A 25,605-nucleotide genomic window follows, 5' to 3' on the forward strand; every position below is an offset into this window, starting at 1 on the left:
TTCTCCCTTTGCTTATTCACCCGTCTCCGCAAATTGTTTGATTCTTTCACCAATCTGGTCACGCACATGCTGGAACACTGCCCACTTCTCTTCATCACTCCCTTGCGCTTTTGCCGGATCATCGAAGCCCCAGTGTTCCCGTTTGACCTGCGGAGGGGTCATTGGACATTTATCCGCAGCATCTCCGCATAAGGTAATGACCAGATCGGCATTGTTCAGCAGATTAGCATCAATAATATCCGAAGTCTGGCCGGAAATATCTATGCCTACTTCGCTCATCGCTTGTACAGCTTTTGGATTTAGACCGTGAGCTTCAATACCTGCACTGTACACACTCCATTCTTCTCCTAGATATTGCTTAGCCCAGCCTTCAGCCATCTGACTTCTGCAGGAATTCCCTGTACATAAAAAATAAATCGTTCTCTTGTTCATCTTGATCTTCCCCTGTCCAAATTAGTTAATCAACAACCACATATAAAGACCTAAAAGCGTAATAAATAACGTTGGAATGGTTAAAATAATACCTGTCTTAAAATACGTTCCCCAAGAAATCTTCACGCCTTTAGCCGAAAGTACATGTAGCCACAGCAGTGTGGCGAGTGAGCCAATCGGAGTGATCTTCGGTCCTAAGTCCGAGCCTATAACATTCGCATATATTAAAGCCTCTCTAATGATTCCAGTGGTATGCGTCGCATCAATGGCAAGCGCGTCAATCAGAACGGTAGGCAGATTATTCATCAGCGATGAGATCAATGCAGCTATGAAGCCCATACCCATCGTTGCGGCAAATAAGCCCTGATCAGCAATAGACCCAATCATCTTAGCAAGTAAATCCGTCAGCCCAACATTTCGAAGTCCATATACTACGACATACATTCCGATAGAAAAGAACACAATCGCCCAAGGCGCTCCGGTAATCACTTCTTTCACCTTGACGTAAGGGCTTCTTCTCGCGAGAAGCAGGAACAAAATAGCTATGATCCCCGCAACCACAGATACCGGAATACCCAAAAATTCGCTGACAAAATACCCTACCAAAAGAACAGCCAATACAATCCATGACAGCTGGAACATTTTTTTGTCTTTAATCGCCTCATGCGGATCTTTTAGCTGTGAATCGTTAAAGTGCTTGGGAATACTTTTTCGAAAAAAGAAATAGAGCACTACGATGCTCGCCACAAGTGAGAACAGCGTAGGTATAATCATCTTGCCTGCATACTCCATAAACGTAATCCCGAAAAAATCCGCTGATACGATATTGACCAGATTGCTGACCACGAGCGGCAATGAGGTGGTATCGGCAATAAAACCGCTGGCGATAATAAACGGAAATACTTTTTTCTCATCAAAATGCAACGCCCTTACCATCGCAAGCACAATAGGCGTAAGAATCAGAGCCGCTCCATCATTCGCAAAAAATGCAGACACTAACGCACCAAGAACGATAACATACACAAACATTCGTCTGCCATTCCCGCGGGCAGCCCGCGCCATATGTAAAGCAGCCCATTCAAAAAATCCGATTCGATCCAGAATTAAAGAAATCAGAATAATAGCCACAAACGCTAAAGTAGCATTCCACACGATCTGCGTTACATCCAGAACATCATTAAAGCTGACTACCCCAGCTAGCAAAGCTATGATCGCGCCACCGCAGGCTGACCATCCAATTGATAAATTACGGGGCTGCCAGATTACAAGGATTAAAGTTACTAAAAATATAAGGATAGCTACAATAGCCAAAGTGCCATCCCCCTTTTACTGCAAATCCACATCTTTTTCAACACTCCTATATAAGCATGTGACTTCAATCCAACATCATTATATAACTATATGATTATATATAAATCAAAAAAATCCTTACCTGAAATTTAGTCGCAGCATGGCTCTTTAGCCTCTTTATTCAGTTCAGCCAATATCGATTTGGTACTAGGCATCTGTTGAAGAACAGCCTTAAGATGTGGTTTATCCTCGACATTTAACGAATAATGTACCCACTGTCCCCGCTTGCTTTCCCTAACGATTCCTCTACTTTTCAATTTCCGTAAATGCTGGCTAATCGCCGGCTGGGAAATGTCAAAGATATCAACGAATTCACACACGCACCATTCCCGCTCTTTCAGAAGAGAAAGCATTGCCAATCGGGTCTTATCTCCGAACAGCTTCAAGTCTTCAGCAATTTCCGTTAGTGTCTGCATTCCTTCTCTCCTCCTCTTGAAAGTATATAAGCTAATACTTATATTCTAGTAAACTTACCATTGGGAAGCAAGAGTTAATTTTTAGCGGGCTACCGTCCACTCATGCTCCAACATACTGAACATCAAAGAATCCCGCCATCCATCTTTAATAAGCAAAGCATCTCTTAATCTTCCCTCATAAGTCATACCTATCTTGGTGAGTACCTTGGATGATCCGCTATTTCTAGGGTCACAGGTCGCATATATTCGATGTAGTTGCAGTTCTTCAAAGCCAAATTTCAACATTCGTCTGGCCGCTGCTGTAGCGACTCCCTGTCCCCAGGCATCAGGATGGACAATATAGCCGATTTCGCCGCTTCTGTCCGTATGGCTTCTAATATTTAATTCAATCATGCCGATCAAATGTTCAGTTCCTACTGCAACTATGGCTTGCGCGAACCGAGTTCTGGGAACTTTTTGAGAGTCTTCTATTGCTTGGTTCACAAATGAAAGGGTCTGATCAGCAGTATTTGGACCCCAAGCTTGAAAACGGCATACACGTTCTTGTGAACAATAGGCATGTACATCTTGCCAGTCCGTAAACTTCAGTTCGCGTAGATAGATAGATTTTCGCTCTAGCATCATCATCTTCCCCCTCAGCGTTTGCCTTAAGCTTCAGCCCGTTAACTATTCATAGGGTTGAGAGACAGGGATCCAGACGATAAACTGGGTTCCTTCCCCAACCTTGCTCTCCACTTCTATTTTACAATCATGCATTTTTAGAATTTTTAATACAATAGATAATCCAAGTCCATTCCCTTTATGAACGCTGCTCCGCGCTTTATCCACCATATAAAAACGATCAAAAATGCGGGGCAATGCTGCCTCTGGTATGCCTTGACCAGAATCTTTAATAGAAACCTTCACAAACGCTATAGAACGCTCGATTTCGACATGAATGATACCCTCTTGGCTTGTATATTTTATAGCATTATTAATTAGGTTTTGCCAGACTTGATCAAACAAATCTTTATCCACCGTAATTTGGCAGGGTAATAAATCCAATTCTATCTGAATGTTTTTCTGTACCCATTGTGGCTCCGCCAGAACGATCGCTCTTCTTAACTGTTCATCCAGCTGAAAAGTGGTGAGATTAACCGGATGATGTTCTGAATCAAGCGAGGCTAATCTAAGCAGATTGTCACTTAGGCGGGATAAGCGCAGCGTTTCCTGATAAATAATATCCAGATGTTCTTTTTGCTCTTCTACTGGAACGACACCATCTTGCAGCGCTCTAGTAAACCCTCTAATGGACGTAAGTGGAGACTGCATTTCATGGGAGACATTGCTGACAAAATCATCACGAACTGAATCTATCTTTTGCAGCTCACTAGCCATATGATTAAAGCTTTCCATCAGTTCCCCGAACTCATCTTGATTTTTATGCGTCAAGCGCACAGATAAATCGCCTGATGCCATTTTTTTAGCTGCTTCCGTCAGACGTTTGATAGGCTTAACAATGAATCCGGACATCAAGAGAATCAGTAAACTTCCAATGACTAAAACCGTTAGAAGTGTAAAAAACACGTTGCGTCTGAATGTGATCAAGCTCGACGAAAAATCAATTTTAATGATGAGCGCAGCTTTCTCCTTATCTACGATGGGAATGCCAACAATAGCAACACCAGACTTATCATTAAGCATCACTGCGTCTGTGGAATCTGGCTTAAATAGAGCGGCAACCTTCTCCTTATCCACTGAAAAAACAGCATCACTCCACTCATTCACTCTCACTTTCGCAATATCGACCCCATATTTATTGAGCAGTTTAGTAAATGCCTGTGCTTTTTCCGGATCATCGATTAGGGTAAGCACTTTGGCTACGTCCCCAGCTACTCTAATGAAGATATGGTTTGGGGTCACATTATTTTCGGAAAACCGTACATTTAGCAAAAAAGAGATCATTAAGCTGACGATCACAATCCCAATGAACGTAATGACAATACGCAGACGCAGGCTTTTTTTCAACATTTAGGCCAACTCCAGACGGTATCCAAGTCCTCTTACCGTAGAAATAATTAGCTCGGGAATCGATTCAAGTCTTTCTCTCAGACGTTTGATATGCACATCTACCGTACGCTCGTCGCCTTCATAATCGACACCCCAAATATTTTCTATGAGCTGAGAACGCGTGAATATTTGCCCTGGCGAACCCGCCAGAGCAAATAACAACTCACATTCCTTTTTCTTCAACTCCACCGTTCTCTGAGCCGTAACAACGTTCAAATTCCCCAGATCAATCATCACTGCGCCTAGTTGAATCACACTCGAGGAGGTTAAATGATATCTTTTTAATAGTGATTTTACCCTCAGGACCAATTCAATGGGATCAAACGGTTTGACTAAATAATCATCTGATCCGGCATTAAATCCTCTGACTTTGTCCTTAGATTCTCCTCTAGCTGTAACCATCAGAATTGGAATATCGATATAAGATCGGATATCTTCGGTCAATTCAATACCATCTACATTTGGCATCATCACATCTACAATCACCAAATCGATCTTTGTATGCGCTAGAATGTCTAATGCCTCTTGACCGTCTGCTGCTTCCACTACGGAAAATTGGTTTTTTTCAAGATATAATCGTATTAATCTACGGATATGAGAATCATCATCCGCCACTAGAATCGTGTTCATCTCTCAATTTTCCTCTCCGCTAACCTATTTATTCATATCGTAGAGATTCCATTGGATCCAGTTTGGCAGCCTTAGAGGATGGCATCAAACCTGCGATAATACTAATCAGAGTACTCACAACGATCCCGAATAACACATAATAACCGGATAGATTAATAAGTTTCACTCCAAAAGCATTGTCCAAGAGAATATTTAACACATAACTAATGACAATGGCAAAGAGTACCGCAAAGATACCGCTGAATACACCTAATAAAGCTGATTCAGAAAAGAATATACGTTTGATATCTTTTTTCCTTGCGCCAATTGCCCGAAGAATCCCAATTTCCTTAGTCCGTTCCACTACACTGATATATAGCACAACCAATATCATGATCCCTGATACAAGAAGTGAAATCCCGGCAATACCAGAGAGAACTATAGTAGCCATATTCACATAAGTTGTGATTCGCTCCATGATTTTTGCCGATTGAGAACCTGAGAACCCAGCATCAACAGCGGCTGCATTAATATCATTCACATATTTCATATCGGTTGCAAAAGCATTAACTTGAATTGGACCTATTGTAATCCCCTTGTCAGCATACATTTGCTCCAAAGTCTGCGCTGGAAGATAACCCGTGGGTTGCATTTGCGCTCTTGGATCAGTGCTTTCATAAATACCAGAGATAGTGACTTCTTGTTCCAATGTGATCGGTTTATGCTTAGCATCCATTTCATTAATATATAGATGAATCGATTTCCCTACCAAAGACTCTGGACTGTCGTTTCCGCTTAATTTACTAGCCGTTTTCACGGGTAATAATATCTCTTTGCCCTCTGGAAAAGCCCCTGCGGTAATCGTCTCTTTAGCAAAAGCATCCGTTAAGGTTGTTAATTGTGTAAGACTAACCGTCTGATCTGCATAAACCATAGTAGATTTGCCCGAAATGGAAGTGATGGTTTCTACATAATCAACATTTGGAATATTTCGGATGGTTTCAATATCGGCAGCCGTAAACGTTTCGCCGGGCAACATCATTGCCTCTGGACCTTGCATGCCTTTAGCTTCTTCACTGGGTTTAGTTATATCCACGAGTAAAGGATCCATACTTGAATTAATTTCGTCATTCATATAGTTCGTAATTCCATTCCCTAAGGAAAGCATCAACAGTACGCTTAAAATACCAATAGACCCACCCAAAGCTACCAATACATTACGTTTGGCGTTGAGTTTCATGTTCTGCAGAGCCATTTTAAAAGATGCAAATAAACTGAGATTCCGGGATGACCCCTCTCCTCCATCGTAACTAATCAAAGAGCGGTCCTTTAACTGAATATCATCTTTAATCCGTCCTTCTTCCACCTTTACGATACGGGTACCAGAGTCGGCTACTTTCTGTGAGTGGGTCACGGTAATGACCAATATCCCTCTTTTGGCTATGCTGTCCAATAAGGCTAAAATTTGATCGCCGGTATCCTTGTCCAAGGCCCCTGTAGGTTCATCTGCCAAAATAATATCAGGATTATTCGCTAGCGCGCGGGCGATGGACACTCTTTGCTTCTGTCCACCGGACAGCTGATTGGGACGTTTTTTCAGGTGCTCTTTCAAGCCTACCTCAGTCAAAATATCTATAGCACGTTTATTACGGTCCTTCTCACTGGTATCCGTCATCTGCATCGCCACTGTAACATTCTCCAAAACTGATAGATGCGGGATCAGATTGAAATTTTGAAAAACGAAACCAATATTGTTCTTACGATAATCATCCATTTCCTTTTCGGTCATCGTGCTTAAATTCTTTCCGCGGACAAGGACCTCGCCCTCATAATCGGAGTCCATTCCCCCAATGATGTTCATCAGTGTGGACTTTCCGCAGCCAGACTCACCTAGAATAGAGACGAATTCACCTGTCTCAAAGCTTAGATTCACATCATGGAGTACTGGTACCTTTTCTTTACCATACAAAGTATATGATTTCTTTACATGTTTAACTTCTAATATTTTCATTTGTTTCTCTTCCTCTCCTGGTCATGCTCTATATCTCTTTTGATGTTTCATATCCTAACAAATTTGTGTGAACTGATAATGAACTGGATAGCCACATGGAAGAGTCAGAGCTACAGCAAATATTTAGGTTAAGCAATATAAAAAGGCGAATTCACACTCAAAATGAGTGGAACTCGCCTTTTCTATTCGACTTATTTTCAAAAGAAATTAGTGCATGAGGTGATAAGCTAATCCTCCAACTTGTTTTCCGGCGTAATAAACGATGTCTATAATCACCACTGTTAATATAAATTTCGAGAGCAGCGGATATTTCTTAAATAAAGGCTTTATATTTTTCTCTATGTACTCCATTCGCGCGCGCCTCCTTTCTTAAGCTAGTGCTCTTTTTCGGATCAGCCTAATCTGGCCTCTATGATTGATTTCATCCTCAAAAACGTGAAACCACATAAAATAGTAGTTCGCAGGTTTGTTATGCCAGAATTCCTCTTCAGTATATAACCAATTATCATCGACGGTTGCGAATAATTCATAAGTCTTTTGTCTAACTTCATTTAGGCGATCTAGATAATAGCTCAGGTCATTCCCCTTAATATTGGCTCGTCCTTCGTCTCCTAAATTTAATGCTGGCCCCCATCTCGTTAGCTCTTCTTCAGACAAATCTCTTTGCTCAAACGTTGCTACTTGATATGCATATTCTACAGCAGCGTAGTGCAATAATAACGCTCCAATAGAGTTACTCTGAGCATCCAATAAATAATCCAGTTGTTCCACAGTTAGACCCTTAACGGCTTCTAATGTTGTATATCTTGCATAGTTCATCATGGATAAAAGTCGGCTGATTTGCGGGGAGTAACCTGGGATATCTGTAATCAAAAATATTTGGTTCATGTCAATCATATGGATGTTCCTCCTTGATTTCTTCAGAATAATACTCTAAATACCTGAATGGTTCAGAATTATGAATTACAGGTAATGACGATCAAGATGCAAAAGTGAGGTGCTTAACACCATGAATAAAACTAACAAAACTATGTATTGGGTTGTATGGGCTTCAACTTAGAAAGTCTCCATCCTAACAAGACCTAGTCGCTTCCCTTCCACTATAGCTTCGGATCTGGAATGTACACTAAGCTTCTCAAAGATTCTCGTCAGGTTATACTCTACAGTCCTTTGTGACATTAAAAGCTTGCTGGCTATGTCTTTATTGCTTTTTCCACTAGCTACTTCTTGGAGTATTTCCTGTTCTCTTTGATTAATGGACACTTCTTCAAGCAGCCGATTATCCCGGTGATTAGAAATCTTGATATCATTTCTTCGTAGCTGTTTAAGTAAAGACACCGGAATGACCGCCTCATTCCTTAGTGCACAACGAATGGTATTTAACAACTGTTCCCGGGAAGCTGTTTTAGAGATAAATCCTGTGACCCCTGACTCCATCAAAAGATTATAATGAGCACTGATCTCATATCCGGTATAAATCACCACTTTAGATTCAGGATCACGTTGAACGGCTCTTTTGGCGAATTCAAGTCCGCTGATCGTAGGCATGTTGAGGTCGCATAAGATCACATCAAATTCTTGTTGCTCCAGCCTATCCAAAGCTTCCATCGCTGACAAAACAAAAGTAACCTCCATATCCGCGTCCTGCTCAATCATAGTTTTGGTTCCTTCTCCGACTGAAGGATGATCATCAACCAACAAGATACGTATCATCGTCATCGCCTCCTCTGTGCTTTTCTTCTACAAAAGCCATTGTCGGTAAATAAATAATAACCTCCAGTCCCTTCCCTTTCTCCGAGGTAAAAGTGCACTCCCCCTCTAAGCTAGCAACACGTTCTTTGATTCCAGACAGGCCCATATGCTGAAAAGATTCCCTGATATCAACTATATTCATGCCAATCCCATCATCCTTATATCGAAAATAGAGGTGCTCTTGCTGGTCCAGCTCAATTTCAATCTGATTCGCCTTGGCATGTTTCCCGGCATTCCGCAGGAGCTCCTGTACTATTCGATACAACGCAATCACCAGGTCTTCACTTAGCTCACCAATCGGACTGGATGTAAAGGTGATAATGTAGTTGGACTGCAGCTGGGCATACTCAAACAATAGTTCCAGTGCCTTCACAATTCCGGTCTCTCTTAGCAGCGGTGGACGCAGTTCATTGCAGGTCTCCCTAATCTGATATATCACATCCAGAAGTCCCTCTTTAATCTGAAGCAGCTCTGGCAAAATATCCGCCTCAATATCATGATCGGAGATCAGTGTTTCCAGCCTGCGAAGCCAAATGAGCTGATCCTGAAGAGCAGAATCATGTAAATCCGCCGCCAGCTTTCTGCGTTCTTTCTCTGATAAGTTAAAGATCAGGCGTAGAACCCATGGTGCTGCATGTAGCTCTTTTTTCATCTCTGCTTCAAGGTCTTCAATCAAGCCTTCAATAAGATATAAATTCTCATAGACAATACTCGCATAATTTGCGAGGGTATTTAACCAGTTAAGCTCATCCGAATTAAGCTTTGTATGGTTCTTCTTATGATCAATCCAGAGGAGATGAAATTTTTTTTGGTGACGTCCGATTACGAGTAAGATCCCCTGTTTGAGTTGAACTACTTCTCCTACCTTAAAAACTGGAGATTTCGATACAAATTCTATGTTGATCTCTTGGCCCGAATTGTCGACTATTTGTTCGAGGTTACTCATATCCTCATCTCTCTCAAAAAAAGCAGACCGACTAACCGGTAAAATCTCATTGATTTCCTTGTAAATTGCAGCCTCCAAATCAGACCGCTTCATAACCTTGGAGATTTGCTTCGAGAATCGCTCCAGACTACCTTGATAATGATAAAGCTCACGGAACAGTTTAGGCCGGAAATAATAATCTATTTTCTCCTTAAAGAATAAAAAGATTGTAATAGATAAATATACAACCAAAAACATCTGAATCCATTTGATCCAATCATACTCTTGCCTGCTCTGAATGATCGCAAATACGGCTACAATCATTAGCGCCGGAAAAAAAGCAATTAATAAATAATATTTAAACCGATTAAAAGCGAAATCAATATCAAATAGTTGCCTAGCCGTCAGCAGATAAAAATAAGTAACTGGCATCAAAAACAAAAAGATCGTAGTAATTTCGTAAGGAATCAGGTTGACCCCAACAGCAATGGGTGCAGCTGAGAAGAGAACAAACGGTGTAAACGCAAGGATTTGTCCGGTAAGCATAATTTTAAACATCGATTTAAGCGCTGTGCTTCGATAAGTAATGTATAAATATAGCAGCTTAAATATGCTGTAAAAAATTCCAAAAACAAAGAACCCAATAATAATTAACCTTACAAAGGAATACAAGGATCTATCCCAGGAGTAAACCATTAGACTGGAGGTGGAAAATAGGCTTAGTAAAATGACCAGGCCATAGTATATTTTGATTACAGTAGTAGATAGAACTAATACATCAAATCGTTTCAGATATACTTGGAGAAAGTGAATAAAAACCAGTGGAATTAAAGGCAACACGCTACCCATCGCGATTCTACCTATAAGATCAGATCTACTTGAGGCATATCCCGCAAAGTAAGTTATTCCGACTAATAAAAAGAATAAAATCAGCAGCTCTGCTGAGCGATCCCCGCTTTTCCTGCGGTATAATAGAAGGCTTAACACTGCCAAAAAAACAAATGTCGCTCCAGGGACTACAAGCTGGGTAAACGTATGATAGATGGAGGACTTATTCTCAATATCATAATGCAAAGCAAGTGGAGCCCCCCCTTTGGAGTTACGAAGAAGGTCAACGGATTGAACCTGAGTTAAGCTTCCATATCTCACAGCTTCATCCACTTTATCAATCGGTTTCCCATTAACCCGTAATAAGATATCCCCTTCCCTTAGATTCTGTTTATACCCTTCGCTTGAAACGTCTGCCTCAGCAATATAATATTGCCCTTCTTCATTCTGCTCCAGACCAACGCCAAGCAAGATGTTAGAGTGAATGACCCACACAAAATGAATAATAAGAAAAACAAAAATGCAAAGTAACCCTGATATGAATAACTGGCGGAGTTTTACTGTCATTTCAAATCCCCCGAACGAACAAAATTATACATATCTCTATTCTTATTTGGTATTCCCCTACCATTTTATATGAATCACAAAGGAAATTATATACTTTTATGCATGATATTCCTTCTCCTCTAAATATCCGCATTGAATTATAGCTCTATCCTGGCTTTTTGCTGCTTCACTCTGTGGTTTCGATCCAGAATCCATATCGCTGCGCAGCCATATAAAATCACTGGAACCCAACCACTCTCCCCGGCTACATACTCCAACATAGGTGAAGAACTGACAGTAATATTGTGCAAAACACTATCTACAGCATTATTAGTTCCGTGTAAAAGCACTGCCGGCCAAATACTACCGGAGGTCAGACGCAGTTCATTTATAATGATGCCCGCAAACATAACAGATAAGGTAAAGAGCACCACCACGAGCCAGCGGCTTCCAGAGGAATGATAAGCACGCGGCCCAAGAATCGCCGGATAATGCCATATAGCCCAGATTAAGCCCATTGTTACACTAGAACTTACTCTTCCCATCCATTGAAAACGCGGGAGCAGCCAACCCCTCCAACCGATCTCTTCCCCCAAAGCAGATAATGAACCAAGAACAATGTAAACGAGCAAATATATAGCAGTCTTGATCCATGAATCTGGAGAAATTAAGCTTGAGTTCCATCCCATCCAATAGACAGCATATCCCGCTCCCAGTGAACCTAAGGGAATAACTAAAGCCAATATGTATTCTTTGCCTCCCCTAAATTTGAAGCCCAACCTTCTCCATCCCTCAGCACTGTATCCATCTCTCACAATCAGAAACATCATGATACATACTGTGAAAAAAGGAGTAAATCCATACAGACCTTGCGCCGATTCCGGAAGCAGCAACATCCCTAACGCCATTGCCCATACGATAATAATAAATAGAAGAGATTGTTTCTTGTCTGAGAGCAATATTATCACCTACCCTTTTTAGATATAAGGAACTATATCTTCCTATTTAATCCAATTGTATATAACCAGGCAGGACGTTTCACCGAAAACAACGTTCGTTAAAACCACAATTCTTTTGCGGTACTACTTATCTGTATGCCGCAAAGTCTTCAGTAAGGTTGTCCTAAAAATAGTGAAATGGTGAGCGATGTGCGATGTGCGATGTGCAGCGTAAGTGTAAACTAATTAGGGAAATACTCCCTGAAAATAGCCGATTTTGGCTCTAAAAGGACGGAATCAGGGAATTCCTCCCTAATAATCAGGGGGATTTCTTTATTAGTTACTGAATCGGCCAAAATTCAGGGAAGTTTTCCCTAATTATAAGTCTGATGAACAAAATTCTCTGAATTTTAGGGAGAAATTCCCTAATTACTGTATAAGTGCTTCACTTATTGCATCATTTGGAGCATCATTAGGTACGCCCCATGATTCAATTGGTTATCAAATAAAGGATGCTCCGCCGTAACATTAGAGATCAGGTGGCTTTACTTTTGCCCCTAATCTACTGAAGCAAACAGTAGTTGACCAAAAATGCAGAACAGCGATTCCCCGATATTAGGAGAATCGCTGTTCTGTTTGACTTTTATGGTTTTGGGCATGAACGTTTTGGGGACAGCCTTTTTCTAACTATACGTTCTCTTAATAGGTCCACCAGTTACCAGACATAACGATCATCGAAAACAGCTTGATGCTGTCTTCATAGTAATCTTCTGCAGCACTGCTTGCTGTGTGGCTCCAGAGAGAATTCAACCAGCTTTGGTAAGTTGATGAGGTCATCGCACTGACCCCAAATGGAGCATAGAAAGCACCGCTATTGTAACTTCCAAATACGGTTCCGTTTAGCTTATACCCATCTTTTATACTACCAGGTGTACTGCTTACTTTAGTCTTAATCCAGCTATTCATCTTATTAAGCTGCGTAAGCGCCCTGCTGTCCCCAGTAATTAAATAATCTGTTGCGATCCGCCATGGGGTACGACAAGAATTGTAATTGTAATTCCCGTCATTGGCATCCTCAAGGAAATTCGCCGCAGCAGGTTTATACACACCCCCAGAGTAAACTACGAAATCAGGCAAGAGCCCAGTGCTAGAGCTATAACCCGTATAAAGGCTATTTATAATCGTGTACGTTTTATCGATAACACTCGTCCAGCGGGTATCTCCTGTAGCCTGTTGGAATGCTTTTAAATGATTTAGCATGAAATCCGAAGGTCTAGTTGCCGTATTATACGAGCCGCTATTCGCCCAGTCACCTAGACGGATCGTCCACTGTGTCTGGTTAATCTCATTGTCCATAATCGCATTAATGATATCTTTTGCAGCTTGTAAATAATTGATCGTACCGCTACTTCCCCACTGCTTGTCCGCAAGCAGCAATGAGAAAGCTATATCCATATCTCCATCTGTAGCAGAATCCTCGCCTTCAATGTTTTGAAAGCTGCTATTTTGCTTCCAGGACATCAAATAAGGGTTAATTGCACTTGGGTGAGCCTTGTAATAATTATATAAGCCGTCAAAATAAGTCTGAGCATTGCTGTCATAACCAGCCATCAAAACTGTGAATAACATCCCATAACCATGTGCTTCAGATACCGTTTCTCCATCTGAATTATACTTAACGTAATATTTGCCAGTGCCAGCTGGTTTGAGATAGGCCGTTTTCCACGCATCCCATTTGTTCTTCACTGAATTATCCATACTGGTCTGGGTTACATTGTTTGGCTTGATAGATCCACTCGTGTAGGTGGTGTGTTGTGGAAAAGGTTTGTTCACTGCTGCAAACGCGGAACCGGCAGGAAGAATACTAATTACCAAGCATACGACAATAAGGCTTTTCCAACTCAACCTAAGCTTTGTATCCTTCTTCATCATTCATTGCCTCCTCTTCAATTGTGGTAATAAATTTGAAAGAAAACAGCAAGCTAATTCGTATTCGCTATCATTGTAATACAGAATATGGAATTAATATATAAGCAATTCCATTAACAGATCATTAGTACTATATATCTGAGACTTAGATTTGTTCTCACTCCTCAACTAAAAAAAAGGATGGTTCCACAACCAACTTCATTCATGGCTGTGCAAACATCCTTTAGATAAAAATCCATTCGCTATTCTCGTAATTTATTCAATTTGAATCGATACGCAATGTATGGAAGACCCGGAAAGACCAACATACAAAGTGTGACCACTACTAACACCAGGCTGATATTCCTCACGATCTCAGGTAACCATCCATTAACGCCCAAGATCGCTAGGAAGATAAAAGCAATCAAAGCTATAAGCAATGGCAAGGCTACTTTGCCCATCGTTTTCTTTTCACGTTCATATTTGTCAATGAGGGTCCCTGTGTCCGAGTAGATAGGCGCCGTACCTGCAGCTGCCCGAAAGATATGAAACCCATTTCCGGCAGAACAGACATAAGTCCATCCGGCATCTTCAAAAATCAAATAATACTCCTCATCGACATTCGTGTGATAATCTACACTGTACTCAAGATTCTGGGGATCTCCCTTTCTTAACTTATAACCCAAAGGTGCAAAGCTCTCCAGGAGCCAGCCCCTTTTGGCATACTTACTCAATTTCTGCATATCTCCTTTTTCAGTAAAAGCTAAGCCCCCGCTGGTCACATATTTTGTATTCTTCATGCCTATTCCCCACCTTTTATTTGAGAATTTGTTCTGCATGTCTAATCATTTCTTTTCGGCGCTCTACTTCTTTTCTTAGCAATCCAATTCCTTTTTCCGTTGCAATATACGTTTTTCGTTTGTCGTCCTCTTCTTCTTTATACAGCTCAATAAATTCAGCCGCTAACAGCTTCTTAATGGTTGTATACATGGAAGCAGGCCCAATTGAAAATTGATTGTTCGTCATCGTTTCGATTGATTTCATAATCAGATATCCGTGTTTGGCTTCGACTAAAGACAAGAGAATATAAAATGCAGTGTCTGTGAGCTCTCCCATTTCCAATGAGTCCGTTCTTGACACTTAATCACCTCCTCATATGTATCATTAAAAGATATATCATTAAATGAACTATATCTTTTAATGATACACTTGTCAACTGCTGGCATAAAATTCAAACTACCTTCTCATACTAGGTGAAGAATATGGAGGTGAATGTCATGCCCAAAAATAGTGCCAATCCCAAAGAAGCTCCAGGAAAACATCAACCAAGTAAGAAAAACAATGCGGAGAATAACAACAATTTCAATGAAGCCGCTCAGATGGTGAACATCGATAAGGCTGCTGATTATGTGCCCAGCTTAAACGGTGTCTCCAAAACTGATGTTTAAGCTATACCGCTAATAACTTCTTCAATCAAAAAACACTCCTCAGAATTTTCTGAAGGAGTGTTTCAATCCGTGGCAGCTTCATTTCAAGTTCTCTAACTCAGCAGTCACTTTTTCAATTAAGTTCACGAAGGAAGCCAGCTCTTGAGAGCTTTTGACCTGATCCTTGGAATACATGGAGTTATGTTCCGATTCTTTTTTCACCTTGGAAAGGGTGGCATTGATATTGTCGAGTTTCTGGTCAATGGTTACCAGTGAATCCTTTGAGCGACGGGCTAGCTTACGAACTTCATTAGCCACAACTTCAAAACCTCTTCCAAACTCCCCAGCTCTGGCTGCTTCAATAGCCGCATTCAGGCCTAAAAGATGCGTATGATCAGCCACTTCTCTAATCATCGTACCCACTTGATGAATAGACTCCACCTCTTTGTCCAAATATAATACCGTTTGATGCGTTTTCTCTTGATAATCAGCATTTTTACTAGCTAAACTTTCTATCGATTCACTGCTATCCTTTAATTGAACCATCAAAGATACCAGCTCCTGAACGGCTGAACTCACTCCTGTAAGCAGGTGATTTTGCTTCTCCAGCAAGTTTTCTATTTTTGCTTTTTCATCCACTTCATAGGCTTCAAGAACGAGCTGTGAATCGAGATTAAACATCTTGGTTAAGGCATGGATAACAGGCTTCCATTCGTTTGGTAATATCCGTTCAAAATAAGCAGTAGCCAGATCCAGATATAATATGTACGTCCCCAAATACCAATTCGTTGTTAATCCAATACGGGAATGGATTTTCCCGATAAGCAAACGTCTTTCAATAAATGCTTCATCGATCACACCAGCGGCCATAGATAAAAAATACCACTGCTGTGTTTCTTTCAATCGATCCAGTGTACTGTGCTGCTCAATGATGTGGAGCAGCTCTGGCTCCATCGTCATCTGTTTATACAGCTCCTCAACCAATGAGCTAACGATTAAGTTGAATTCTTTCTCCTTGCTTTTTAATAATTCTAAATCAGCCTCAGTAATCCCTATATAGCTAACTTGCTGGAGTCGTTCTGGACTAAGATTGATCATACCGTCGTTAACATCCCTCTCATAACTGTTTATTTTTCTCAGCCATCCCCTATGGCATCTATATCTCTTGATTATAAAGGTATTATTTCAATAAATTTTAACACTATATTTACCTATATTGCTTAATAATTTTACAAAACCTCACTAGTTGCCCTTAGATTTGGCTTCCTATTCATGAATAAAGGGCTGCCGCAGCAGCCCTTTCAGTTTCAAGCTTTAAATTACGCCGCCATTTCACGGCAAACTTTTGCACAAGCTAAGCAAGCTTCTGCACATTGCTGGCAATGTTCATGATCATGCTTTTGGCATTCGTTGCCGCAGGCTTCACAAGCTTCTGCACAAGCTAAACAAATCTCTTTTGCATATTTACTGTTCATCGACATGGCATGAGCTGCAAACTCGCATATATCTGCACATTCACGATCCAGGCGAATGCACTCCTTCATCATCCCCACATGATCCTCATCCAAACAAGCTGAGTAACAGTGATTGCAAGCTATCATACATTTTAAACACTCATCGATACACTCTTTGTAGTTTTGATGTGCCATAACACATTCTCCTCTCAATTCATTAATTAGGATAGTCCCCTACTCTATATATACCCAATTTGAGCAAATAAAAAAGGATTCCGGGGAATCCTTCCGATTGATCAATTATCTAATTAATTTATTGATGGTAACTAATAGTTCATCCAGTACCTCGTTCTCACCTTCCTGGATACGTTCCACTACACAACTTTTCATATGATGCTCCAGCAAAAGCTTGCCCACGCCGTTCAATGCAGATTGGACCGAGGAGATTTGATGCAACACATCATCACAATAGGTGTCTTTTTCAATTAACCCTTTTAGCCCTCTAACTTGACCTTCAATTCTATTGAGCCGGCTAATCAAATTCTTTTTAGTTTTATCTGAGTGATGACTTTTCCGCTCATCCGTACTGCATGATTCATGCTCGTGAGTCAGATTATCCATGCACCGATCACCCCTTTCCTCGTATTTTTATTATACTATAGCCCCCCTATTCTATTCAAAAAATAAATCATTGATTAGATTTTCAATTCTTCATGAACTATAGCTGAAGTTTCAACCTGAATGGTTGTATGTTGAATTTTGAAATGATCGGCAATTAACCGAATCGCTTGCTGCAAAATGCGTTGGTCATCTGCTTCCTCTTCAATTAAGATATGACAGCTGAGTGAATCTAATCCCGAAGTTATGGTCCAGATATGCAGGTCATGGACATTTTTAACCCCCTCAATGCTTTCGAGGATTTCCTTTACTTCAGCTGGATTAATTGTAATCGGGGTGCCTTCCATAAGGACGTGAACGGTATGTTTGATAATTCCCCATGCCCCTCTAAGAATCAATAGAGCAACCAGTACGCTTATGATTGGATCAGCAACATACCAGCCAAAAATCATCATGATTAAACCGGCAATAATTGCCCCTACTGAACCTAAAGCATCACCAAGCACATGGAGATAAGCACTACGGAGATTAATGTTATTTTTCACATCCCCTTTTCTCATAAGCGACCATGCACTAGCCACATTGGCTAAAAGACCAATACTTGCGATCAGCATCATAGATCCGCTGGCAACTGTCGGCGGCTCAAAAAACCGCCCATAAGCTTCTACAATGATAAATCCAGCAACTACAAATAAAGTAACTCCGTTTAAGAGTGCCGCCAAAATTTCAAATCGATGAAAACCATACGTTTTGTTCGGAGAAGCAGGTTTAGTTGCAAACCAGACCGCTACTAGGCTTAATGCTAGAGAGCTTGCATCGTTTAGCATATGCCCACTGTCCGATAACAGGGCTAAGCTGTTAGTAATCAACCCACCAAAAAACTCCAAAAACATAATTCCAACCGTAATGATCAACGCAATCAAAAGCCCTTTTTTATTTCCACTAGGATCAAAATGTTGATGCCCGTGAGAACCATGGGAGTGACTGTGTCCTTCATGAGCGTGACTGTGTCCTTCATGAGCGTGGTCGTGGTTACTGTGATCGTGATTGGACTGTTGCCCGTGTACATTCTCGACCTGATGATTGCGTTTGTTCTTCTTGTTCATCATGCTTAACCTCCTATTACCTTCAGCTAGATAGTATTCGTAGCCCTGCGCAGTTACATTCAAAAGCTCCAGTTAATAATAACATATGAGCATGTGTTCATGTGTTATTATTAACTGGATTTTTCTTCTTGTCAATAAAAAAGCAACAAATGATTGTCTCTGACCTAATAAAATAAAGAGGACCCTCCGCAGCTCTTCCTGCATGAAGGATCCTCTCGAATCAGAACCGTGTATTAAATCAAATCTGATTGTTGCAGCAATCTTTGGATGATAGCCGCAACTTCTGCTCTCGTAATGAAGGCTTGTGGGGCAAGTACATTTCCGCTTCTGCCCGTGATGATTCCTGCTTGCAGGCTGTCTGCGATGCCACTCTTCGCCCAGTCTGATGCTTCATTCGCATCCGTGTAAATGCTCAGCAGCTCGCTTGCTTCTTTGGCCGGAAGATTTGTCTTCAAATCGGTAATCACCATAGCTTTAGCAATAATACTCATCGCCTGTTCCCGAGTAATCTTGTCTGTTGGATGGAACGTTCCATCTTCAAAACCGTTGATTAGCTTATAGGAGTAAGCTGTCTGCACAGCATCATTATACCAATCTGAGACCTTTACATCCGTAAAGGATGTTGTCCCGCTTTCCAACTTCAATCCCAATCCACGTACGATAATCGCCGCAAATTCTGCACGTGTAATCTCCAGATTAGGGTTAAACAAATCGTCGCCGACTCCATTAATAACCTTACGGGAAGCCATCTCATTGACAATGTCCTTAGCCCAGTGGGTAGCGACATCCTTGAAGTTCTGTGGATCTTGAACTACAAAATACGTACTGTTCGTTAAACTGTGTATTTTCGCAAAGTGTTTGCCATCAATGGCAACAATCTGTGTGGGTACATGGCGGAACGTCCCCCCCGCTTCAAGCACTAGCCCAGTCGTGATCTTCTTAAGGTCTACACCATCCGCTAGAGGAATAGTTCTTTCCACATAGGTATTAAACTTAGTGAGTTCAACAGTTTTCCCAGCGTAAGTAACCTTCACCGTGAAATCTAATGGCTGAGCTACCAACGTTAGCTTTTCATTGGCTGCCAACATTTCTATTCTTTTCAGTGCATCCGCAGTCGGAACAGAAATTGAAATTTGCACCTTCACATCTTGTAGAGCAATGTCTGTGCCAAACTGTTTTGAAATTGCACTGATATCAATCTGTGCTGCTGATATTGTATAAGTACCTTTTGGAGTACGAATGATTAGCAGCGCCTGCTTCTGCTCCATATCTTTGATGATTTGGCCATTAAGCTCGCCAATAATCACATCTGAAGTCGCAGTCACAGGGATAGTTATAATTGCATTCTGGTCTTCCTTTTCGATACGTTGCTCTATTTTTGCCTGATCTACAACAATCGTGGTAACCGTCTGCCCGTTATACTCAGATATCGTTGCTGTTCCGGCATTTTCAACCTTACCGTTCACCAATACCTCAACCAAGCTGCTAGATGGTGTAGCTGTAGCTGTAGCTGTAGCTGTAGCAGTGGATCCTGCTGTTGCAGTTGGTGCAGTTGTTGAAGGTGGTGCAGTCGGTGTTGATGTCGGTGTTGATGTCGGTGATTCTGTTGGCGTTGGCGTTGGTGTTGGTGTTGGCGGTGTAGGTGTAACCTCAACCTCCGTTGATGACTTCGGTGTCACGGAGTTCGAAACTTCAGAAGCTACACTACTACCAGCGCTATTAATCGCTTTAACTGTAAACGAATAAGTGATTCCATTCGCTAGACCTGTTACCGTTATTGGACTTGTTGCCCCAACTGTTACGATATTACCCGGAGAAGCAGTAACCTCATAATTCGTAATTGGAGTTCCCCCGTTCGAATCAGGAACTGCAAATGTCACAGTCACCTCGCCATCTCCCGCTACCGCTATTAAGTCCGTAGGTGCAGATGGTGATGTTCTTGGTTTCGTGCTGACTTCGTTAGAAGCTGCACTCTCCCCGCCCGGATTAGATGCCTTAACTACGAAATAATAAGATTGGCCATTAGTTAACCCTGTCACATCATAGTTGTAGACAGATTCGCTTACTGTAGCCACTTGGGTCTCATAGATTCCAGAAGTGATACCTTGATATATAGTGTATCCAATCGCACCCTTCACCGGATCCCATGTTAAGCCGATGAGGCCATTACTTGCCACAGGTGAATGAAGTATTGGCGCGCCCGGCGCTGGAACCTGAGGCGTTCTAGTTACTTCATTGGAAGCCGCACTGATACCATCAGGATTAACAGCTTTAACAATAAAATAATAAGCAGTTCCATTAATTAATCCTACAGCATCGTAACTGTTCTCAGAGCCACTTATAGTAGCTACCTCAGCTCCATAAACACCCGAAGCTGTAGACTGATATACAGCGTAACTATCGGTACCATATACGGGACTCCAAGTAATACGAATATATCCGTTTCCTGCTGTTACAGACTCAATACTTGGCGCAGCAAGTTCAGGCCAGGTAAGGTCAATAACTGCACTAGTGATCTCTGTAAGTCCTGTCGCATCAAATGCCAGTTGCGCTCCGGTAACTCCAGCTGCATTCGTAGCTCCCAGATCCGTAAAGGAAATGAGGCCCGCTACTGCTGTCAACGTCGTATTCCCCGTCAACGTCCAGCTTCCTGTGTCCTTCTTCGACACAGTAACAACCGTACTGTTGTCGCCAAGGTTTACATTCCCAAACTGATCCAGCAAAGTAATTACTGGCTGCTGAGCGAAGCTGCCGCCGTTGGCCTGCGGGGCACTTACGCCCGTGGTCAGCTTCATTGTCGCTGTGCTACCTGCGACAGGTGTAATGTTCAGCACTGTTGCCGCTGGCGAGGCTACGCCTGCTTGGCTGAACACAACCGCTTGCGCGCCAGCTTTGTTCAGCTTCAGGTTCACCTGTGCTACACCCTCAACGAAATCAACGTTGATCTTGCTCGGTGAAGCTGCCAAAGCGGTACTTCCTAAGCTTCCGTACGTTCCGTCCGGCGCAACATCATAACCCGTTACCGTCACTTCTTTCGTTCCGGTGAACGTTGTATCTGTATTGCCCAGCGAATTTTTCACGGTCAGCGTAATGCCATTATCTACACCTACGACAGGTGTCAACGTCGCCGCTGAGGCAGTGATGCTTTGTGCTCCCTGTGGCTGTGGAAGATTCAACGCTACACTAGTGACCTGTGGAAGTCCTGTCGCATCAAATGCCAGTTGCGCTCCGGTAACTCCAGCTGCATTCGTAGCTCCCAGATCCGTAAAGGAAATGACACCCGCTACTGCCGTCAACGTCACATTCCCCGTCAACATCCAGGTTCCAGTGTCCTTCTTGGACACAGTAACAACCGTACTGTTGTCGCCAATATTCACATTCCCAAACTGATCCAGCAGCGTTATCACTGGCTGCTGCGCGAAGCTGCCGCCATTGACCTGCGGGGCACTTACACCCGTGGTCAGCTTCATTGTCGCTGTGCTACCTGCGACAGGTGCAATGTTCAGCGCTGTTGCTGCTGGCGTGGCTACGCCTGCTTGGCTGAACACAACCGCTTGCGCGCCAGCTTTGTTCAGCTTCAGGTTCACCTGTGCTACACCCTCAACGAAATCAACGTTGATCTTGCTCGGTGAAGCTGCCAAAGCGGTACTTCCTAAGCTTCCGTACGTTCCGTCCGGCGCAACATCATAACCCGTTACCGTCACTTCTTTCGTTCCGGTAAACGTTGTATCCGTATTGCCCAGCGAGTTCTTCACAGTCAGCGTAATGCCATTATCTACACCTACGACAGGCGTTAACGTCGCCGCTGAGGCAGTGATGCTTTGCGCTCCCTGTGGCTCTGGAAGATTCAACGCTACACTAGTGATCTGTGGAAGTCCTGTCGCATCAAATGCCAGTTGGGCTCCGGTGATTCCAGTGGCATTCGTAGCTCCTAGATCCGTAAAGGAAATGACACCTGCTACTGCCGTCAACGTCGTATTCCCCGTCAACGTCCAGCTTCCTGTGTCCTTCTTCGACACAGTAACAACCGTACTGTTGTCGCCAAGGTTTACATTCCCAAACTGATCCAGCAAAGTAATTACTGGCTGCTGAGCGAAGCTGCCGCCATTGGCTTGCGGCGCACTTACGCCCGTGGTCAGCTTCATTGTCGCCGTGCTACCTGCGACAGGTGTAATGTTCAGCACTGTTGCCGCTGGCGAGGCTACGCCTGCTTGGCTGAACACAACCGCTTGCGCGCCAGCTTTGTTCAGCTTCAGGTTCACCTGTGCTACACCCTCAACGAAATCAACGTTGATCTTGCTCGGTGAAGCTGCCAAAGCGGTACTTCCTAAGCTTCCGTACGTTCCGTCCGGCGCAACATCATAACCCGCTACCGTCACTTCTTTCGTTCCGGTGAACGTTGCATCCGTATCGCCCAGCGAATTTTTCACGGTCAGCGTAATGCCATTATCTACACCTACGACAGGTGTCAACGTCGCCGCTGAGGCGGTGATGATTTGGGCTCCCTGTGGCTCTGGAAGATTCAACGCTACACTAGTGATCTGTGGAAGTCCTGTCGCATCAAATGCCAGTTGGGCTCCGGTGATTCCAGCTGCATTCGTAGCTCCCAGATCCGTAAAGGAAATGAGACCCGCTACTGCCGTCAACGTCGTATTCCCCGTCAACGTCCAGCTTCCTGTGTCCTTCTTCGACACAGTAACAACCGTACTGTTGTCGCCAAGGTTTACATTCCCAAACTGATCCAGCAAAGTAATTACTGGCTGCTGCGCGAAGCTGCCGCCATTGGCTTGCGGAGCACTTACGCCTGTGGTCAGCTTCATTGTCGCTGTGCTACCTGCGACAGGTGCAATGTTCAGCGCTGTTGCTGCTGGCGTGGCTACGCCTGCTTGGCTGAACACAACCGCTTGCGCGCCAGCTTTGTTCAGCTTCAGGTTCACCTGTGCTACACCCTCAACGAAATTAACGTTGATCTTGCTCGGTGAAGCTGCCAAAGCGGTGCTTCCTAAGCTTCCGTACGTTCCGTCCGGCGCAACATCATAACCGGTTACCGTCACTTCTTTCGTTCCGGTGAACGTTGTATCCGTATCGCCCAGCGAATTTTTCACGGTCAGCGTAATCCCATTATCTACACCTACGACAGGTGTTAAAGTCGCCGCTGAGGCGGTGATGCTATATGCAAGAGTAGGTCCTAGGTTCAGGGTCATTTTAGTGAAATAATCCCCCACGACCTTAAAATTAGTACCATCGTAAATAATGCCATTAAGATTAGAGGTAAGATCAGATGTTTCCTGAGTCCACGTGGATCCGTCTGCCGAAGAGAATAACTCCCCCTTCAATCCAACAGCCAGAAAACTCCCATTACCAAAGCTGATATTATTTAGTGCGCTAGCTGACATTGTAACCTTCGTAAAAGTTACCAAATCTTCTGTGGTTAGAATTACTGCCTGCTGGCTAAGTGTATCTTCTCCAACCAGAATATAAGCTCTACCATCATAGGCAATTCCCTTTAAAGAAGTATTGGGGAACCCAATCTCTAAGGGCACATTCCACTGTATTCCATCTGATGATTTTGCGATAACAACGCTCTCTTGCTCATAAGTAGTACTATTGTATTTCATCCCAAGAGCTACAAATTGATTATTCAAGTAAGCTACTGTATTAAATGCAAAATCCCCATTTTTAAATCTCTCTGTCCATGAGGTTCCGTTAACTGAAGAATAAATTCCGCCATAATCGGAAACAGCAACGTACTGATTTGTGCCAAAAGCAACGCCAGTCAGATTGTCCTGCACTCCGGTATCTGTCATAGTCCAAGTATCACCGTTGGTCGAGGTCACCACTTTGGCGTTAAGATTGTAGTTTTCTTTATCTGTAACCGCAATAAACTTCCCTGCTCCATAAGTGACCGCATTCATTCCCGGCAGCTTGGAGGGTGTGACATCGTTCCATACTGCGGAGCTATTAGATTTGTAAATAGAGCCATATTCCCCGGATGAGACGGCAACATAATTGCCATTACCATCCTTAGCAATACTTTTCAGATTACCGCTGACATTACTCCACGCCGATAGGTCAGAAGAAACCAGTAAGCCGTTGCCCCCTGAAGCAACATATTTTCCATTTCCGTAAACCATATTGTTCATCATCATTGTTGTATGGGTATCCGAAGATGTCCACTGGGTGCTGTCCAGCGGAGCCGCAGAAGATTTATAAATTACACCCTGCCCAAACAACAAATAGCTCCCATTTAAAGAACCTCCCCCATAAAATTGCTTGTTATCCCATGAGGCATCAACGGTCCAATTAGCACCGTCTGTAGAGGTGAATACTTTTTTAGCATACGGAGTCACGATATAACTAAAGAAACGATTATTTAAATAGATTACATTCGTAACATAAGGCCAACTAGAGTTATAGTGGTTGATCACAAGATCGGTTAAGGTGACCGTTGTCCAATTGATCAGATTCGTTGAGGTATAATAGACAGCATTGTTAGCAGAGACCACATATTTGTTGTTGCCATAAGCAATATCCGTTAAGCTTTGCATTCCGAATATTGCATTGGTAGAAGTGATTCCTGTGTCTGTCCAGTTAATGCCATCCGAGGATTGTAGTAGAGTTACATCATAAGAAGGTGGATTGGTGCCAGGTTTATATACTGACTGCCATACAAAGAACTTTTCATTGACCGCTTTCAACCTTTCCGGTGTGATAGCTAACGTTTTTTTTGTCCAATTTTCACCATCGAGTGAATTGTATACTGCCTTTTCGCTACCATCAATAGCTAAGAACAGCCCATTAGCGAACACAATAGAAGTTAGTTTGGGGTTCCCCGCCTTTTTTGAGATAGACCAATCTACGCCATTTGATGATGTAGATATCCCTCCTTGGCCCACCGCTACAAAAACATTGTTACCAAAAGCAACACTGCTCAAATTTCCAGCTGATGTGGAGCTTTGATCTATGATATTGCTATTGCTATTGCTGGGTGCTGCATAAATTACTGCAGGCATAAACAGAGAACTGACGATAGAGAATACTAAACTTATTGCTAATAAAAGATTGCCACTCCGCTTAATCACAATTTTCCCCCTTTGGCATTACACCAAAATATAAATACTTCCACCATATGGAGATTAGATGTCTTTTCTAAGATTTGTAGCCATTTGGTTTGATTTTTATATCGGTATAATCCGAGAGAATTATTACGAATTTAACATTAAATTTTGATTAAAA

21 protein-coding genes are annotated in these 25,605 nt (G+C 42.6%); 1 reads left to right on the forward strand and 20 read right to left on the reverse strand.

Annotated features, from left to right (window positions below; all coding sequences use genetic code 11):
* Window positions 1–12: 12 nt before the first annotated feature.
* From arsC to MHH50_RS27305, 15 genes are all read right to left on the reverse strand, one after another.
* Entirely contained in the window at window positions 13–432 is a 420-nt protein-coding gene (gene arsC, locus MHH50_RS27235; RefSeq protein WP_076280270.1) for an arsenate reductase (thioredoxin), read from the reverse strand.
* A gap of 21 nt (window positions 433–453) precedes the next feature.
* Complete coding sequence (locus MHH50_RS27240) at window positions 454–1,743, reverse strand: arsenic transporter (protein ID WP_076128777.1); 1,290 nt, start codon at window positions 1,741–1,743, stop codon at window positions 454–456.
* A 128-nt stretch (window positions 1,744–1,871) separates the two neighbouring features.
* A complete protein-coding gene (locus tag MHH50_RS27245; protein ID WP_036680319.1) occupies window positions 1,872–2,198 on the reverse strand; it encodes a metalloregulator ArsR/SmtB family transcription factor in 327 nt (108 codons plus the stop codon).
* Between the two features lie 81 nt (window positions 2,199–2,279).
* Window positions 2,280–2,825, reverse strand: coding sequence for a GNAT family protein (locus MHH50_RS27250; RefSeq protein ID WP_340033708.1), 546 nt, complete (start codon window positions 2,823–2,825; stop codon window positions 2,280–2,282).
* 39 nt (window positions 2,826–2,864) lie between these two features.
* Window positions 2,865–4,208, reverse strand: coding sequence for a HAMP domain-containing sensor histidine kinase (locus MHH50_RS27255; RefSeq protein ID WP_312151013.1), 1,344 nt, complete (start codon window positions 4,206–4,208; stop codon window positions 2,865–2,867).
* Window positions 4,209–4,877 carry a response regulator transcription factor gene (locus MHH50_RS27260; RefSeq protein ID WP_076128780.1) on the reverse strand — a complete coding sequence of 223 codons (669 nt, stop codon included), beginning with the start codon at window positions 4,875–4,877 and terminating at the stop codon, window positions 4,209–4,211.
* 28 nt (window positions 4,878–4,905) lie between these two features.
* Entirely contained in the window at window positions 4,906–6,867 is a 1,962-nt protein-coding gene (locus tag MHH50_RS27265) for an ABC transporter ATP-binding protein/permease (RefSeq protein ID WP_076307279.1), read from the reverse strand.
* 207 nt (window positions 6,868–7,074) lie between these two features.
* Window positions 7,075–7,218 (reverse strand): hypothetical protein, encoded by a 144-nt coding sequence (locus MHH50_RS27270; protein ID WP_175620025.1) that lies wholly within the window; start codon window positions 7,216–7,218, stop codon window positions 7,075–7,077.
* 18 nt (window positions 7,219–7,236) lie between these two features.
* Complete coding sequence (locus MHH50_RS27275; RefSeq protein ID WP_076128815.1) at window positions 7,237–7,755, reverse strand: DinB family protein; 519 nt, start codon at window positions 7,753–7,755, stop codon at window positions 7,237–7,239.
* A gap of 168 nt (window positions 7,756–7,923) precedes the next feature.
* A complete protein-coding gene (locus MHH50_RS27280) occupies window positions 7,924–8,580 on the reverse strand; it encodes a response regulator transcription factor (RefSeq protein WP_038573390.1) in 657 nt (218 codons plus the stop codon).
* Window positions 8,558–10,939, reverse strand: a complete 2,382-nt coding sequence (locus tag MHH50_RS27285; RefSeq protein WP_076219254.1) for an ATP-binding protein — start codon at window positions 10,937–10,939, stop codon at window positions 8,558–8,560. Before MHH50_RS27285 ends, MHH50_RS27280 begins: the two co-directional genes overlap by 23 nt.
* Window positions 10,940–11,076: 137 nt before the next feature.
* Window positions 11,077–11,886 (reverse strand): CPBP family intramembrane glutamic endopeptidase, encoded by an 810-nt coding sequence (locus MHH50_RS27290; protein WP_139330196.1) that lies wholly within the window; start codon window positions 11,884–11,886, stop codon window positions 11,077–11,079.
* Window positions 11,887–12,555: 669 nt separating this feature from the next.
* Window positions 12,556–13,788, reverse strand: coding sequence for a glycosyl hydrolase family 8 (locus MHH50_RS27295; protein WP_340033709.1), 1,233 nt, complete (start codon window positions 13,786–13,788; stop codon window positions 12,556–12,558).
* Window positions 13,789–14,027: 239 nt separating this feature from the next.
* Window positions 14,028–14,564 carry a DUF2812 domain-containing protein gene (locus MHH50_RS27300; protein ID WP_076193619.1) on the reverse strand — a complete coding sequence of 179 codons (537 nt, stop codon included), beginning with the start codon at window positions 14,562–14,564 and terminating at the stop codon, window positions 14,028–14,030.
* A 16-nt stretch (window positions 14,565–14,580) separates the two neighbouring features.
* Window positions 14,581–14,904 (reverse strand): PadR family transcriptional regulator, encoded by a 324-nt coding sequence (locus MHH50_RS27305; RefSeq protein WP_036681391.1) that lies wholly within the window; start codon window positions 14,902–14,904, stop codon window positions 14,581–14,583.
* Between the two features lie 137 nt (window positions 14,905–15,041).
* On the opposite strand from MHH50_RS27305, the gene MHH50_RS27310 reads away from it, so the two are divergent.
* The gene (locus MHH50_RS27310) at window positions 15,042–15,212 is read left to right on the forward strand and encodes a hypothetical protein (RefSeq protein WP_155288200.1); all 171 of its coding nucleotides are present in this window, start codon (window positions 15,042–15,044) and stop codon (window positions 15,210–15,212) included.
* A 78-nt stretch (window positions 15,213–15,290) separates the two neighbouring features.
* Here the strand turns inward: MHH50_RS27310 and MHH50_RS27315 are convergent, their stop codons facing one another.
* The 5 genes from MHH50_RS27315 to MHH50_RS27335 all read right to left on the reverse strand — a co-directional run bounded on the left by MHH50_RS27315 (window position 15,291) and on the right by MHH50_RS27335 (window position 25,451).
* Entirely contained in the window at window positions 15,291–16,289 is a 999-nt protein-coding gene (locus MHH50_RS27315) for a globin-coupled sensor protein (protein ID WP_076128790.1), read from the reverse strand.
* A gap of 221 nt (window positions 16,290–16,510) precedes the next feature.
* Entirely contained in the window at window positions 16,511–16,840 is a 330-nt protein-coding gene (locus tag MHH50_RS27320) for a four-helix bundle copper-binding protein (RefSeq protein ID WP_076193614.1), read from the reverse strand.
* Window positions 16,841–16,945: 105 nt separating this feature from the next.
* A complete protein-coding gene (locus MHH50_RS27325) occupies window positions 16,946–17,266 on the reverse strand; it encodes a metal-sensitive transcriptional regulator (RefSeq protein ID WP_076128794.1) in 321 nt (106 codons plus the stop codon).
* A 74-nt stretch (window positions 17,267–17,340) separates the two neighbouring features.
* Complete coding sequence (locus MHH50_RS27330; RefSeq protein ID WP_076185482.1) at window positions 17,341–18,369, reverse strand: cation diffusion facilitator family transporter; 1,029 nt, start codon at window positions 18,367–18,369, stop codon at window positions 17,341–17,343.
* Between the two features lie 233 nt (window positions 18,370–18,602).
* Window positions 18,603–25,451, reverse strand: coding sequence for an S-layer homology domain-containing protein (locus MHH50_RS27335; RefSeq protein WP_340033710.1), 6,849 nt, complete (start codon window positions 25,449–25,451; stop codon window positions 18,603–18,605).
* Window positions 25,452–25,605: the final 154 nt, after the last annotated feature.

The organism is Paenibacillus sp. FSL H3-0302 (genome assembly GCF_037982245.1).
GTDB classification, from domain to species: Bacteria; Bacillota; Bacilli; order Paenibacillales; family Paenibacillaceae; genus Paenibacillus_AQ; species Paenibacillus_AQ odorifer.